The organism is Streptomyces gobitricini (genome assembly GCF_039532985.1).
GTDB classification, from domain to species: domain Bacteria; phylum Actinomycetota; class Actinomycetes; order Streptomycetales; family Streptomycetaceae; genus Streptomyces; species Streptomyces gobitricini.
The window spans coordinates 325515-341205 of record NZ_BAAASR010000018.1; the positions used below are offsets into that span (position 1 = coordinate 325515).

General features: G+C 74.1%; 8 protein-coding genes. 4 read left to right on the plus strand and 4 right to left on the minus strand.

The window, feature by feature from the left end:
- Positions 1-50: 50 nt before the first annotated feature.
- Positions 51-794 (minus strand): PIG-L deacetylase family protein, encoded by a 744-nt coding sequence (locus ABD347_RS16880; protein WP_344361900.1) that lies wholly within the window; start codon positions 792-794, stop codon positions 51-53.
- Between the two features lie 221 nt (positions 795-1015).
- On the opposite strand from ABD347_RS16880, the gene ABD347_RS16885 reads away from it, so the two are divergent.
- Together ABD347_RS16885 and ABD347_RS16890 are read left to right on the plus strand one after the other, a co-directional pair.
- Entirely contained in the window at positions 1016-1987 is a 972-nt protein-coding gene (locus tag ABD347_RS16885; protein ID WP_344361901.1) for an acetylxylan esterase, read from the plus strand.
- A gap of 291 nt (positions 1988-2278) precedes the next feature.
- The gene (locus tag ABD347_RS16890) at positions 2279-2884 is read left to right on the plus strand and encodes a Type-2Aa cytolytic delta-endotoxin (RefSeq protein WP_344361903.1); all 606 of its coding nucleotides are present in this window, start codon (positions 2279-2281) and stop codon (positions 2882-2884) included.
- A 31-nt stretch (positions 2885-2915) separates the two neighbouring features.
- Here ABD347_RS16890 and ABD347_RS16895 read toward each other — a convergent pair whose 3' ends face one another.
- Together ABD347_RS16895 and ABD347_RS16900 are read right to left on the minus strand one after the other, a co-directional pair.
- Positions 2916-4259, minus strand: a complete 1344-nt coding sequence (locus tag ABD347_RS16895) for a UDP-glucose dehydrogenase family protein (RefSeq protein ID WP_344361906.1) — start codon at positions 4257-4259, stop codon at positions 2916-2918.
- 241 nt (positions 4260-4500) lie between these two features.
- The gene (locus tag ABD347_RS16900) at positions 4501-5049 is read right to left on the minus strand and encodes a DUF2165 domain-containing protein (RefSeq protein ID WP_344361908.1); all 549 of its coding nucleotides are present in this window, start codon (positions 5047-5049) and stop codon (positions 4501-4503) included.
- Between the two features lie 222 nt (positions 5050-5271).
- Here ABD347_RS16900 and ABD347_RS16905 point away from each other — a divergent pair, with 222 nt between their 5' ends.
- Both ABD347_RS16905 and ABD347_RS16910 read left to right on the plus strand, forming a co-directional pair.
- Positions 5272-6771 carry an FAD-binding oxidoreductase gene (locus ABD347_RS16905; RefSeq protein ID WP_344361910.1) on the plus strand — a complete coding sequence of 500 codons (1500 nt, stop codon included), beginning with the start codon at positions 5272-5274 and terminating at the stop codon, positions 6769-6771.
- Positions 6772-6995: 224 nt separating this feature from the next.
- On the plus strand, positions 6996-7787 hold the full coding sequence (locus ABD347_RS16910) for a VOC family protein (RefSeq protein WP_344361913.1): 792 nt from the start codon (positions 6996-6998) through the stop codon (positions 7785-7787).
- A 215-nt stretch (positions 7788-8002) separates the two neighbouring features.
- Here ABD347_RS16910 and ABD347_RS16915 read toward each other — a convergent pair whose 3' ends face one another.
- Positions 8003-15505 carry an SDR family NAD(P)-dependent oxidoreductase gene (locus ABD347_RS16915; RefSeq protein ID WP_344361916.1) on the minus strand — a complete coding sequence of 2501 codons (7503 nt, stop codon included), beginning with the start codon at positions 15503-15505 and terminating at the stop codon, positions 8003-8005.
- Positions 15506-15691 lie beyond the last annotated feature (186 nt).

A 15691-nucleotide genomic window follows, 5' to 3' on the forward strand; every position in this document is an offset into this window, starting at 1 on the left:
GCCAGGGGACGCTTACACTTCCTCCGGCACGGCGGCGGCCGACCGGCGCGTCAGCGGCTGAACACCTCGAACGTCACGGCCGGACGCCCGCCGAACCGTGGGGCCGCGGCCTGGGCGTTGGCGGTGAGGAAGGCACGGCAGTACTCCTCGGGGTCCTGGTCGGTGAGCACCTCGATGTAGGCACGGTGCTCCAGCAACGACCTGATGGCCCGCTCCAGCCCGGGCGTCGCGTCGACGGCGTGCGTCGGCGTGGACGACCCCGCGACGGCCACCCAGCGCACGCCGTCCCAGGGTTCGAGGCCCTGCTCGATCAGCTCGGGGAAGATCCACCGGTTCCCCGCGTCACCGGCCGCGTCGAGGGTGGCCCGGCCGACGGCGACGTGATCGGGGGTGTTCCAGGCCACCGAGCCCCAGGTGTCCCGGTGGTTGAGCGTGAGGACGAGCTCGGGCCGGTGGCGCCGGATGGCGGCGGCGATGTCACGGCGCAGCCCGAGACCGTACTCGATGACGCCGTCCCGGTGGTCGAGGAACTCCACCTCCGACACGCCGACCACCGCCGCGCTGGCCCGCTGCTCCCGCTCGCGCAACGGCCCGCACGTGGCGGGGTCGATGGTGTCAATGCCCGCTTCGCCACGGGTGGCGAGGACATAGGCCACCTCCCGTCCGCCGTCCGTCCAGGAGGCCACGGCGGCGGAACATCCGTACTCGAGGTCGTCGGGGTGGGCCACGACGGCGAGTGCGCGCCGCCAGTCGTCGGGCATCGGCAGGAGCTGGTCGTTCACTTGATCGGTCATGGCGGCAGAATACGTACGGGCGGGCGCGGGGGCGGCGGGTTCGCACGGCCGGGGAGCTCTCCCTCCGCGCGGGCGCCGTTCCCCGGCCGCACGGCTCGGTGCCGCGAACCTCGCAGCCGCGGTGAGGCGTTGGGGCTCGCAAGGCTCATGACACCCTTGGGCGGCCCCCGGACGGCCGGTTAGCGTGTGCTCACCCATTCCGACGATCACGGTGGTGCCGCATGCCGCACTTCGACCTGCCCCTCGACCAGCTCCGCACGTACCGCAGCGCGTCCAGGGAGCCCGAGGACTTCGACGCCTTCTGGGCCAAGACCCTCGACGAAGCCCGTTCGCACGAACTCGGCGCGCGTTTCGAGCCGGTGGACACCGGCCTCACGACGGTCGAGGTGTACGACGTGACCTTCGCGGGCTTCGGCGGCCACCCCGTCAAGGGGTGGTTCGTGCTGCCGGCCGGCGCCCGTGAGCCACTGCCGGTCGTCGTCGAGTTCCTGGGCTACGGAGGCGGGCGCGGCCTCCCGCACACGCATCTGCTCTGGGCGTCGGCCGGTTTCGCGCACTTCGTGATGGACACCCGCGGCCAGGGCAGCGGCTGGGCCGGCGGGGACACCCCCGATCCGGTGGGCAGCGGGCCCGCGTACCCGGGCTTCATGACGCGCGGCGTGGAGGACCCGCACGGGTATTACTACCGGCGGCTGTTCACCGATGCCGTACGCGCCGTGGAGGCCGCCCGGTCGCACCCGCTGACCGACGCCTCGCGCACCGCGGCCATCGGCATCAGCCAGGGTGGCGGGATAACGCTGGCCGTCGGCGGACTGGTGCCGGACCTGGTGGCCATCGCCCCGGACGTACCGTTCCTGTGCGACTTCCCGCGCGCCACGACCGTCACCGACCGCACCCCCTACCGGGAGCTCTCCATGTACCTCAAGACGCACCGGGGCCGCAGCGAGCAGGTCGCCAGCACCCTCGCGTACTTCGACGGCGTGCACTTCGCGGCGCGCGGCACGGCGCCCGCGCTCTTCTCCACCGCGCTCGAGGACCTGACGTGCCCGCCGTCGACGGTGTTCGCGGCCTTCAACGCGTACGCGCACGAGGACAAGGCGATCGAGGTCTACGACTTCAACGACCACGAGGGCGGCGAGTCCTTCCAGCAGGCGGCTCAGCTCCGCTGGCTGCCGCGCAGGCTGACGGCCTGACGCGCGGCGGCCGGGGCCGCACCGCGCGGACGGGGACGGGACGAGGACGGGGACGGGGACGGGGACGGCGGGAGGCTGCTCCTCCGGACGAGAGGCTGCTCCTCCGGGCGGGGGGATTCGCCCGCCCGGGGGGCGCCGTCGTACGTGGCGGCGCGGGACGGCCACCTCGGCCGGCGGTGCCGGCACGGAAGGCGGCCGGGGGGCCGGATCGGATGCCCGTGCGGCGGCCGTTCGGGCGGACGGCATACTGACCGACCGGGCGCGATCACTTCCGACATGCTAGGAGCAGCCATGGTTGACCGGATCGCCACCGAGAAGACGACCTTCAGGCCGGTCTTCGAGGTGGGGTCGTCCTTCATGGAGCAGGCACAGGGCATCGAGGCCCGGTTCCAGCACGCCATCGCCCCGGCGACCGTGGACTTCGACTTCGGCGAGATCAGCCGCGCGGCGAGCGCCATCCCCGACAGCTCGACCGTGAAGATCATTCGCGGTTGGGGTCTCCAGGAGACCGCTCCCGTCAGCGTCATGGTCCTCTCCCTCAGGGAGGCCGTACGCCAGGCCCTCCCGCAGCCGTTCGCGAACCCCGCCTTCTGGGAGAAGGCCGAACGGGCCCTCACCGACGCCTTCGTGGGGCTGTACGGGCAGACCGGCACGCACCTCTCCTTCTACCGGGAGGAGCCGGACAGCACGAGCTACTACTACAACCTCCTGTTCGCCCTCCAGGACGACGAGACCGGTGACGCGGTCCACGCCGTCGCCCTCTGCGCCAACGTGACCGTCGGCCTCGGTCCGGAGGCCGTCCGTGCGCTGACGCCGGAGGACACCGCCCAGTACACGATCCGCGTCAACGCCATCACCGTGCGGCGTACCGCACCGTCCGCGTCCGCCGCCGGCTGACCCCTCCGACGCGGCCGACGGGTCGCCGTGCCTACGCGCTCGGCGCGGGGCGCGGCGCCTCGGCGAGGGTGCCCGCACAGCCGGGGAGGCGGTTGCCGACGCCGCGGTAGGTCAGCGGCAGGCCCGCCAGCCGCTCGGGCAGCAGGCAGTTCTTCCCGTCCACGACCACTGCGGGCGGCGCCATCCGGGCGGCCAGCAGCGACCAGTCGGCCTCGATGATCTGGGGCCACTCCGTGAGGACGACCGCCGCCCGGGCGCCCTGAACGGCCGAACTCAGGTCGGCGCACGGCCGGGCACCGGGGAAGAGCCGTCGCAACTGCTCGGGGTCGACGGCCGGGTCCCAGACGCGGACGGCGCCCGCCTCGGCGACCAGCCGGGGGACGACCACGCGGCTGGGCGCCGCCCGCATGTCGTCGCTCCAGGGTTCGTAGCGGGCGCCGAGGACGGCGATCTCGCAGCCGGCCAGCTGCTCGCCCAGTTCCTCGCGCAGCATGTCGCGCACCAGCCCCGGCTGCGCGCGGTTGACGGCGATGGCCGCGTCGAGCAGCGGCGTCTCCACCCCCCGGGCGTCCGCCCAGTGCGCCAGCGCGGCGGTGTCCTTGGGGAGGCACGAGTCGCCGAAGCCGAGCCCCGGCTGGAGGAAGGCGTGACCGATCCGCGGGTCGAGGCCCACGCCCTGCATCACCTTGTCGATGTCGAGGTCCGGAGCGGCGCACAGACGCGCGCACTCGTTCGCGAAGCTGATCTTCATGGCGAGGAAGGTGTTGCCGGCGTATTTGATCATCTCCGCGGTGTCGGGCGTGGTCACCACCCAGGGGCACGGCAACTCCCCGTACAACCGGCGCAGCACCGGCAACGGGTCCCGCGACCACAGCCCCACGACCGTCCGGGACGGAGTGGTCCAGTCGTCCAGGGCGCTGCCCTGGTTGAGGAACTCGGGGTTGTAGGCGTAACGGTCGCGCAGTTGCGGATGGGCCTGGAGGAGCCGGGCGCTGCTGCCGGGCGGCACCGTGGACTTCACCACCACGGTCGGCGGCGGGAGCAGGGCCGCCACCTCCGCGAGGGCCGACGTGACCTGCGACAGGTCCGCCGCGCCCGTCTCGTCGGGCGGTGTGCCCACGGTGATCAGGACGACGTCGAAGGGCTGCCTGAGGTGCGTGTGCGCGAGGTCAGAGGCGAAGGTCAGCCGCCCGGTCTCCCTGGCCAGCGACAGTTCCTCCTGGAGCCCCGGTTCGTGCACCGGCGTACGGCCGGCCTCCAGGGCGGCCAGCCGGGCCGGTTCGCGTTCGATGCCCGTCACATGATGCCCCTGCCGGGCGAGGGCGACTGCCCCGGTCACTCCGACATAGCCCTGACCAATGATGGCGACCCGCACGTGACTCTCCCGACACCGGCGATACCAGCAGGACCTGCTGCCGCTCCGTACGCGGAAACGCCAGCTTGCGGCCCCGATTGCCGCCGGGCCACCGGTCCCGGCCGGACGGGTGACGGGACCGGGCCCGGCCGGACGGGTGACGGGGCGGGCCCGGCCACCGGCGAACCGGGCGGGTCCGTCCCGCCCCGGTGGCCCCCCTCGGCCGGGAGCGCCGGTGGGAACGCGGGCACGACGCCCCGTGTCAGTCCCCCCGGCGTACCGCTCCCGGCAGGTGCACCACGATCAGGGTGAACGCCGCCAGCACGACGTAACGCAACGCCGAGTCCAGGCCGTTCCAGTCCGAGGACTGCCACATGGCGAACCACTCCCCTCCGATGCCGAAGAAACCCGCCCCGAAGAGGAGCAGCACCATGACCAGGCCGACGCTGCTCGCCCGGCGGGCACGGTCGAAGGCGTTTTGCCCGAACCCCACCGACCAGAGCCAGGTGGCGAGCACGAGGACGGCCGCGGTGAGCACCTCCCAGACGATGATGGCGATGTACGCCGCGTTCTGGAGGGCGGGTGAGGTGATCGCCCGCCACATCAGTTGCGGGTCCTTGAAGGTGGTGTCCATGGCCAGGACGTGCTGGACGAACTGCTGATTGGTGCCGAAGTCGGTGATGTTGCCGAAGGCCACCAGGACCATCGACAGCGCGACCGTGCCCGTCAGAGCGGCCGCCGCGACGGGCAGGGTGCCCAGTCGGAGGAGCCTGCCCAGAGGTGTCCCGGTGCGTTCGGTGCTGCCTGCCACGTCGAATCCCCCTCGTAAAGCCGGGTTGTCACACGCAACCTCGCTCGGTTTCCTCTCATCATCCTCTCTGCGACAGATCAACACGGCGGTGGGGGGCGGACGATGGACCGGACGGCGGCACGGAGCAGCGGCACGCGGACGGAACCGGGCGGCGGACCGAGCCGGCGCCGGCTTCTGGGGACCGGCGCCGCCGCTGCCGTCTCGGGGGCGTTCCTCACCGGGATGACGGGCACACGGGCGCCGGGCCCGGGAGCCGGGGCGGTGGGCGGCGCGGGCAAGGCGCCGGGCGCGCCCCGTGCCGCGGACTGGGCGGCGCTGGCCAAGGAGCTCGACGGAACGCTGGTGCGGCCGGGCGACCGGGACTACGACGTGGCCCGTACGCTGTTCAACCCCCGGTTCGACGCCGTACGTCCCACGGGGATCGCCTACTGCGCCCGGCCCGAGGACGTCCAGGGCTGCCTGGCGTTCGCCCGTCGGCACGGGGTGCCGGTGGCGGTACGCAGCGGCGGACACTCGTACGCGGGCTGGTCGTCGGGGCCGGGCCTGATCGTCGACGTGCAGAACATGGCGTCCGTCTCTCTGACGGGCGGCATCGCGACGATCGGCGCGGGCGCCAAACTCATCGACGTGTATGACAGGTTGACCGCCGGCGGCCGGACGGTACCGGCCGGGTCCTGCCCGACCGTGGGCGTCGCCGGACTGGTGCTCGGCGGCGGCGTCGGGGTCGTCAGCCGTGCCTACGGCGTGTCCAGTGACAGTCTGACGGGGGCCAGGATCGTCACCGCCGACGGCCGGATACGGGACGTGGACGCCAAGCGCGACCCGGACCTGTTCTGGGCGTTGCGCGGCGCCGGCAACGCCCAGTTCGGGGTGGTCACGGAGCTGCGGATGCGCACGCACGCGGCACCGGAGTGCACCACGTTCTTCCTCAGATGGCCCTGGGCGCGCGCGGCCGCGGTGGTACGGGAGTGGCAGCGCTGGGCCCCGGCGGCGCCGGACGGGATCTGGGCGAACCTGCACCTGGCGGCGCCGGTGGGCGGACGTCCCGGTTCGGTCCGGGTCGGCGGGCTTGCCCTCACCGGCCGGAGCGACCTGGAGAACCGGCTCGACCGGCTGGCCGGCGCCATCGGCGCGGCGCCCACGGCGGAGTCGATCCGCACCCGTCCGTTCATGGACGCGATGAAGGTGATGGGCGGGGTGTCCGGCTGGAGCATCGCGCAGGCCCACCAGAAGGGTTCCCTCCCGGGCCGCACCCCGCAGGGCCGGGTGGCCCGCGAGTCGTACACCGCGCGCTCGGACTTCTACACGCGCCCCGTTCCGGCCGCCGGCGTCAGGGCGCTGATCGCCCGGGTGGAACGCCTGGCCCGGCTCAGTGGCGGCGGTGCGGGCAGCATCGCGCTGGACGCGATGGGCGGCGCGGCGAACCGGGTCCGGGCGGCCGACACGGCGTTCGTCCACCGCGACGCGCTCTTCCTCGCCCAGTACATCGTCTCCTGGCCCGACCGCGCCCCCGCGGCGACGGTGGCCCGGCACCGCGCGTGGCTGGACGCCACGTACGACGTGATGCGTCCGTGGGCGAGCGGCCAGGCGTACCAGAACTACACGGACCCGGCGCTGCGGGACTGGCGTCGCGCCTACTACGGTGCGAACATCGACCGCCTGGTGAAGGTGAAGGCCGCGTACGACCCGGAACGGCTCTTCCGCCACCCGCACGGCTTCTGAGCCCGCCCGGTCATCCTCCGCTTGCTCCCTTCCCCGGCCCGTCGCTTCACCGGTTCTTCGGTTCAGCGGCCCGTCGCTTCACCGGTCCGCCGCTTCACCGGCCCGTCGCTTCACCGGTTCGTCGCTTCACCGGTTCGTCCGTCCCGGAGGGCGGATGTCAGTGGTGGGTGCCACGCTTCTGCCGTACGCGATTTCCGTGACGCCCGCGAAACGAGGCATGCGCCGTGATCACCACTGACTTCGCCCCCGGCTCGCCCTGCTGGCTCGACCTCGGCTCGCCCGACGTCCCGGCGACGGCCGACTTCTACGGCTCGGTGTTCGGCTGGGAGTTCCAGCCGTACAGCCCCGAGGAGAGGGACTACGGCTTCTTCAAACAGGACGGCAGGACGGTCGCCGGGCTGGGGAAGCTCACCGAGGAAGGCGCCCGTTCGGCCTGGATGATCTACTTCAGCACGCCCGACGCCGACGCCACCACCGAAGCCGTGCAGCGGTCGGGCGGCTCGGTCCGGGTCGCCCCGATGGACGCCGGCGATGAGGGCAGGATGGCCCAGTACACCGACCCGCAAGGGGGCCAGTTCGCCGTGTGGCAGCCGGGGTCCACCAAGGGCGTGGAGGCCGTGGACGGCCCGGGCAGCCTGGGATGGGTCGAGTTGTACACGACGGACGCGGCCGCCGCCAAGGAGTTCTACGGGAACCTGTTCGGGTGGCAGACGCAGGACATGGATCTCCCGGGCGGCGGGGCGTACTCGCTGATCGGCCCGTCCGGCCTGCCCCCGGAGCGGATGCACGGCGGTCTCATGCAGCTCCCGGCCGACGCGCTCACCCTCACCGGTGGCCGCCCCTACTGGCACCCCGTGTTCGGTTCCACCGACTGCGACGCGACGGTCGCCGAGGTCAGGGAGAAGGGCGGCACCGTTCAGATGGGACCCGAGGACGCTCCGGACGTCGGCCGTCTCGCGGTCTGCGTCGACCCGGCCGGAGCGGACTTCGTGGTCCTCACGCCCGTACAGGGCTGACTCCGGGGCGGCCGGCCGGCCATGGGTCCGCTCGTCCGGCCGTGGGTCCGCTCGTCCGGGCGGCCGGTGCGGGGTGGCGCGGACCGGGCGCCCACCCGGGAGTGGGCGCCCGCGCCGTCCGGGCCTCCGGGCGCCCGGAGATCCGGGGGTCCGGAGATCCGGGGGTCCGGAGATCCGGGGGTCCGCGCCGGTGACGGTGCCGTCCGCCGGCCGGTTCACTGTCCGGAGGGCGTCTCCGCTCCGCCGTCGAGGCGGGCCTGCAGCCGTCGCAGGACCAGGCGGGCGATGTCGGCCAGGGTCAGGCCGGTGCCCATGAGTTCGGCGGGCGAGAGGACCAGGTCGAAGCGGTTGCGCACGCCCACCAGGAGTTCCGCGCCCATGAGGGAGTCCAGCCCGTGGTCCTCCAGACGGCGGTGCGGGTCCAGGTCGTCGCTGCTCATGTGGAGCACGCCCGCCAGCAGGGTCGCGAGCATCGAGGTGACGGCGGCCTCGGCCTCCTCCGGTGCCATCCGGGCGAGTTCACGCAGTGTGTCGGCCTGGGACCGGTTGTCGTCCTCCGTGCCGTCCGGCATCAGCGCCTGGAAGCGCGGGCCCTGGAGCAGCGGGAGCAGGGCCCTGGCGTAGGCCCAGTCGCAGCGCTCGACGCCGGCGACGGAGGACCCGGCGGCGAGCGGGGGGCCGGCCGCCGTGAGCGCCTCCCCGGGCGTCAGGGGGACCATCCCCAGGCGGGAGACGGTGTGTTCCAGGGCGTGGCGGGCGACGTACCCCGTCCCGCCGATCGCACCCCACGCGATCGTCGTGGCGGGCAGGCCGGCGGCACCGCGATGGCGGGCGAGGGCTTCCAGATAGGCGTTGCCGGCCGTGTAGGGGGCCTGGGCGATGTTGCCGAGGCAGGCCGTGAGGGAGGAGTAGGCGACGAACAGGTCCAGCGGCCGGTCACGGGTGAGCAGGTCCAGCAGGGCGCCACCGGTCGTCTTGGGTGCCAGGACGGCACTGAACCGTGCGTCGGTCAGCTCCGACAGGGGCGCGTCGTCCAGGTGCATGGCGCAGTGCACCACGCCGCGCAACGGGCGGCCCGTGGCGTCGATGTCCCGCAGGAGCCGTTGTACGGCGTCCGGGTCGGTGACGTCGGCGGCGTACGGGGTCGCCCGCACGCCCTTTTCGGCGAGGCGGGCCAGGACCGCGGCCGCTTCGGGGGCCCGCTCGCCGCGCCGGCTCACCAGCGCCAGCTGTCCGGCGCCCAGCTCGGCCAGCCTGTTCGCGGTCGCGGCGCCGAAGCCACCGAGTCCGCCGGTGACCAGGTAGGTGCCGCACGGGTCCAGGCGGGGCTCCAGGTGCCCGGTGGTCACCGGGACGGGTTCGTCCAGGGGGTCGAAGGTGAGGACGACCTTGCCGATGTGACGGGAGTGCTGGAGGAGCCGGAAGGCCTCTTCGACGCGCGCGGCCGGGTACGCCGTGTGCGGCAGGGGCCGGTACGTGCCCGTGGTCACCCGCTCGGCCACCTCGGTGAACAGCTCACCGTTGCCGGGAGCGTGGCGGGGCAGGGTGTTGAGGTCGACCCCGAAGAAGGCGATGTTGCGGTCGAAGGGGCGCATGGACAGCGGCTTGTTCTCAAGGATGTCCCGCTTGCCGAGTTCGATGAAGCGTCCGCCCGGCCGCAGCAGCTCCATGCTGCGGGCGACGGCCTCACCGGCCAGGGAGTTCACGACGACGTCGACGCCCGCGCCGTCGGTGATGCGGCGCACCTCGGGCGCGAAGTCCAGGCTGCGTGAGTCCAGGACGTGTTCGACGCCCTGGGCGCGCAACCAGTCGCGCTTGGCCTCGGAACCCGCGGTGGCGATCAGCCGGGCGCCGTGTGAGCGGGCGTACTGGAGGGTGGCGATGCCGATGCCGCCGGCGCCGCCGTGGACGAGGACCGTCTCACCGGGTGCCAGGCGGGCGAGGCGGTGCAGGCTGTGGTGGATCGTGGCGTGGACGACGGGGAGGGTCGCCGCCGCCGCGAAACTCATCCCCTCGGGGATGCGGCCGAGGGACTCCTCGGGCGCGACGGTGTGGGAGGCCAGTGAGGCGGGAGCGAGCCCGTACACCCGGTCCCCCACCGCCCACCTGGTCACGCCGCGGCCGACCGCGGTGACGACGCCGGCGCATTCCAGTCCCGGTCCCTGGGCGGTGGGGGTGCCTTCCACCGCTTCCCGGGGCAGCAGCCCGTTGGCCGTCAGGGTGTCCCGGTAGTTGAGCCCGGCGGCGCGGACGGCGATGGTCACGTGTCCGGTCGCCGGCCGGGCGGGGGTGGTGGGTTCCCAGGTGAGGCGGTAGCCGAGGCCGGGGTCGCTGACGCGGAGCGTGAAGGCCTCCACCGGCTCGGTGAGGCGCGTCAGCCCCGGACGGGTGCGGGTCTCGCGCGGGACGAAGCGGCCGCCGCGGGTGAGGACGATCTCGTCCTCGTCGCCGGGGGCGAGCAGTTCGGCGGCCAGGCGCCGGGCGTCGGTCTCCGGGTCGCCGCTGCGCTCCAGGCTGACGCGGCGGATGCCGAGCCGGGGCTGTTCGTTGGCCAGGGTGCGCGCCGCGCCCCAGAGGGGCGCGTCACCGGGGAAGGCGGGGTTCTCCGGGGCGGGGAAGAGCCCGGTGGGGCGGGTGACCAGCCACAGCCGGACGGTGGCGTCCTCGGGCAGGTCGTCGCGGCAGGCCGCGGCGATCGCGCGCAGGAGGGCGGCCCGGCGGGTGGCCTGGGCGGTCAGGCGGACGGGGTCGGTCTCCGGTTCGGCACACAGGACGGTGAGCGTCACGTCCCGGGCGCCGGTCGCCAGCAGCCGGGCGAGGGACTCGGGGGCGGTGCCGGCCTCGACGGTCATGACGGTGGCGGGGTCGCCGGCCACCTGCCGCAGCTGGTCGGCGACCGCCCGGCCGGCCGGCATCTCCTCCTCGCTCTCGACGGCGACGGCCCAGGCGGTGAGCCGGTCCGGGACGGGCAGGGGCTCGGCCGCGGCGGTCGCGTCCGCGGGTGCGGCGGCGAGCAGCACGGAGCAGTCGTCCCGCGCGGGCTTCCGGTCGTCGCCGGTGAGGACGACGTCGGTGAAGCCGCACCTTTCCAGCAGCGGCGGCCACTGGTCGCGGGCGAGGAGGTTGGAGTGCGGGCGCAGGTGGTGGTCGCCGCGCTGCCAGAAGCTCTCCAGGGTTCCGAAGATGCCGCTCAGCTGCTCGGTGTCGTGCGGTTCCAGTGCCAGCAGCAGCCCGCCCGGCGCCAGGAGGGCCCGGACCCGGCGCAGCGCGGCGGCCACGTCGGTGGTGGCGTGCAGGGCGTGCGCGGACACGACCAGGTCGAAGGCGCTCTCGGTGAACCCCTGCGGGCCGGGGTCGGTGTCGAGGTCGAGGGTGCGGTAGTCGAGGAAGTCGTGGGCGGCGAAACGGTGTTCGGCACGGGTGAGGAAGGCGGCGGAGACGTCCGTGTACGTGTAGCGGGTGCGCTCCGGGGGGAGTAGCGGCAGCAGGGCGGCCGTGGTGCCGCCGGTCCCGGCGCCGACCTCCAGGACCCGCAGCGGCCGGTCGCTCGGCCACGCTTCGACAAGTCCGCGCACCAGCGCCTGGCAGACACGGTTGTGGAACCGGGCGACCGGCGCGAGGTCGTAGAACTGTTCGTAGGTGGCTCCGTCGGAGGCCAGCAGCTCCAGGGGGTCGCGGGCGCCGCGCAGGATGTCGCCCACGTGCTGGGCCCGCCGGGCGAGAAGCGCCGCGTGGGCACAGAATTCGGGGTGCTCCGCGAGGAGCGCGTCGAGCAGTTCGGGGGTGCGGAAGACTCCGGTCGTCAGGCGCCACCGTCCGTCCGGGAGGGACGCCACCAGTCCGTGCCGCTCCAGCAGGGGCAGCATCTGTTCGACCATGAGGCGGTGGGCCGGGCGCAGTCCGCCGTCGGTGAGCGTCCCCAGGTCGAAGGCCGCGTCCCGGCCGGGCAGGAAGCCGCTCAGCGCCTCGCCCCAGGCGTGCGCGGTGACCTCCTTCTCGGCGGTCACGAAGCGCTCGTAGGGGGTGTCCCGCCAGGCGGTACGCAGGGCGGCGATCCGTTCGGCGGCGGCCGCCGCGAGCCGGGACGGCGTGGGCGCCGTGCCCGCCGGCGCGGGGCCGCCGGGGCGGGGGGCGGCGCGCAGCACGGTGTGCCGCAGCATCACGGGGGCCGGTTCCGCCTCGGTGAGGCGGCGCAGCCGGCAGCCCTCCATCTCGACGGTGACGGTGCCGTCCTGGTCGGTCACGGTGATGTCCCAGCAGACCTCAGCCGCGGCGCGGGAGCGTTCCCGGACGTGCACCAGGCCCGTCGCGGAGGGCGTGCGCCAGACGCGTACGGCGCCGATGGACGAGGGCAGGTACGCGGACGTGGTGGCGGGGTCCTCGTAGAGCAGGGGCGCTCCGGCCTGCAGGGCGCCGTCCAGCAGGGCGGGGTGGGCCTCGTAACCGGCGGCGTCGGTGCCGGGGTCGTGCCGGTAGGAGGCCAGTACTTCGCCGCGGCCCACCCGCAGGCCGGTGAGGACCTGGAACGCGGTGCCGTAGGCCAGCCCGGCCCGGTCGCAGGTCCGGTAGTGGTCGGGGCCGGTGACGGTGCGCGGGCACCGGTCCCGTACGGCGGCGGCGTCCAGGGCGTCGGGGCGCTCGTCGAGCAGCGCGCGCACCCGGGCGCGTACGTGGGTGCGCGGTTCGTCGCCGCGGGCGTCGGTGCTGGTGAGGGTGAGCACCCCGTCGTCGGGTGACACCGTCACCTGCGTGCGCAGCGCCTCGGGGTCGGGCCAGGGCACCGCGAGGGGGCGGTGGATCTGCACGTACGCGACCTCCGCCGGGGAGCCGAGGGCGCGGCGCCCGGCGGCCAGGGCCATCTCGACGTAACCGGTGGCGGGCATGACCACGGTCCCGGCCACCCGGTGCCCGGCCAGCCACGGGACGAGGGCGGGGTCCACGGCGCCGGACCACAGCGGCTGTGGCGCGGGGATCCGCTCGCCCAGCAGGGGGTGGTCGATCCGGCCGTCGCCGCCGGTGCGCAGCACCCAGTTCTCGGGGGCGCCGTTCCAGTGGCGTTCCCGCTGCCACGGGTACGCCGGCAGGTCGACGGGCCGGCCCGGGTGCGGGAAGTGGCGCTCCCAGTCCACAGGGGCGCCCGCCGCCAGCAGGGCGGCCACCGCCTCCGCCACGGCGGCCACGCCGTCGGCGTCCCGCCGCAGCGTCGGGACGTAGCAGGTGGCGGGTGCGGGGCTGGCGCGCCGCAGGTAGGACCGGAGCACCGGGTGGGGGCCGATCTCGAGGAGGATGTCCGTTCCGTCGGCGAGGGCCCGGTCCACCGCCTGCGCGAACCGTACGGGTTCGCGGACGTTGCGCCACCAGTAGTCGGCGGTCAGCTCCTCGCCGGGCACGGGGGCTCCGGTGACGGTGGAGACCATCGGCAGCCGGGTCGCGGTCGGGGCGAGGCCGGCGAGGGACTGCGCGAGCGGTTCGCGCAGCGGGTCCATGGCCGCGCTGTGGAAGGCGTAGTCCAGGCCGAGGTCGCGGAAGAAGACCTGACGGCTCATGAGTTCCTCGCCGAGGGCGGCGAGGGCGTCCGGGTCCCCGGCGACGGTGACGTCCCGGCCGCTGTTGACCCCGGCGATCTCCAGGCGGCCCTCGTACGCGGTGAGGACCTCCCGCGCGGCCACCTCGCCCAGGCCCACGGCGGCCATCCGTCCGCTGCCCGCCGTGGCGGCCTGGGCGCGGCTGCGCTCGGCGATCACGCGGGCGGCGGAGGGCAGGTCCAGTGCCCCGGCGGCGTGGGCGGCGGCCACTTCGCCGACGCTGTGGCCGATGACGGCGGAGGGCCGCACGCCGCGCTCCGCGAGCAGGGCGACCAGCGCGGTCTGCACGGTGAACAGCATCGGCTGGGCGATCTCGGTGCGCTCCCAGTGGGTGGCGTCGGCCGACTCCAGCCGCTTGGCCACCGACCACCCCAGGTACGGGGCGAGGGCCGTGTCGACCTCGTCGACGGCCGCTCTGAACCCCGGCTCCCGGGCCATCAGGTCCGCGGCCATGCCGGGCCATTGGGAGCCGTTGCCGGAGAAGACGTACGTCACCGCGCCGTGCCCGGTCTTCTCCCCGACCGCCCCGGCGGCGTCCGTCCGTTCCTGGGTGCCGTCCCGGTCGCCGTCGCCCGGGAACAGCCGCGCCAGCCGTGCGGCCGCCTCGCGGGCCCCGTTCGCCAGGACGACCGCGCGGTGCGGGTGCGCGTCACGCCGCAGGCACGTGGTGCGGGCCAGGTCGTAGAACTCCCCCGGCTCGGCGGTGGCGAGCCGTTCCGTCACCCGGGCGGCCGCCTCGCGCAGCGCCCGCGCCGACCGGGCGGACACGAGCACCGGCAACGGCCGGTCCCCCGGTCCCGCGGCCTGCCGGGGCAGCGGGGCGGCGGCGGGCGGGGCGGCCAGCACGACGTGGGCGTTGGCGCCCCCGAACCCGAAGGAGTTCACGCCCACGGCGGACCGCCGGGTCACCGTGACGGGGAGGGGCTCGACGGCCGGGGCCAGCCCGAGGCCGGAGAAGTCGATGTCCGGGTGGAGGGGCGTGGCGTGCAGGGACGCGGGGACGTGCCCGTGGCGGAGCACGAGCAGGGCCTTGAACAGGCCGGCCATCCCGGACGCGGGCTCCAGGTGTCCGAGGTTCGACTTGACGGAGCCCAGGGGCAGCGCGCCGCCGCCGCGGCGCCGCCCGAGGGCCCGGCCGACGGCGCGGGCCTCGACAGGGTCGCCCGCCTGGGTGCCGGTGCCGTGCGCCTCGAAGTACACCAGGTCGTCGGGGTGCACGCCCGCCTCCGCGTAGACGGAGCGCAGCAGTTCCTCCTGCGCGGTCGCGCTGGGCAGGGCCACGCCCTGCGTCCTGCCGTCGCAGTTGGTGCCCGTGCCCCTGATCACCGCGTGTACGCGGTCACCGTCGGCCAGCGCGTCGGACAGGCGCTTGAGGACGACCACTCCCCCGCCTTCGGCGCGTACGAATCCGTCGGCGTGTGCGGAGAACGCCGCGCACCGGCCCCGGCGGGACAGCATGGCCGCCTGGGAGAAGCCCACGTAGTTGAGGGGGCTGGTCAGGATGTTGACGCCACCGGCCAGGACGGCGCGGCCGCCGCCCTCGGTGAGGAAGCGGCATGCCCGGTCCACTGCCACCAGGGAGGAGGAGCAGGCCGTGTCGATCACCATGCTGGGGCCGCGCAGGTCCAGGAAGTGCGAGAGGCGGTTCGCGCCGAGCGCGCCCGCGGCACCGAGCATGGTGTAAGGATTCACGTCGCCAGTGAGGGTGAGCTGCAAAGTGCCGTAGGAATGGTCGGACATTCCGATGAAGACCCCGGTGTCCGAACCGGCCAGTGCGGAGGCGGGAATCCCCCCGTCGTCCAGTGCCTCGACGGCCAATTCCAGCAGCAGCCGGTGCTGCGGGTCCATCTGTGCCGCTTCTCTGGGCGAGATGCCGAAATACGCCGCGTCGAATCCGGCGATGTCGGAGAGGAAACCACCGGCGGCCGTATAGGACTTGCCCGGCCGAGGCGCCGGCCGGTCGACGAACCGCCGCACCTCGAAGCGGTCGTCCGGAACCTCACCGACGAGGTCCCGCCCGCTGTCGAGGGCGCCCCAGAGCGCCCCCAAGTCGGTGATGTCGCCGGGCAGTCGGCATCCGACACCGATCACGGCGATGGCGGTCTCGTGGTCGTCGACGTCGGTAAGGTCCATGAATATGCCTTCCGTCAAAACAGCGGCTGTGGACATCACAGTTCTCGGGACTGCAACCTACGGCCGTCGAACGGAGACATTCGGCGCACACGCCCGAGCTCGCCGGGATCGGAAAACTTCCCCCCTTTGGCGGGAATACGATTCCTCTGTTACGGCGCCTCCCGCGACCGAGCCCTCCGGCGCCTG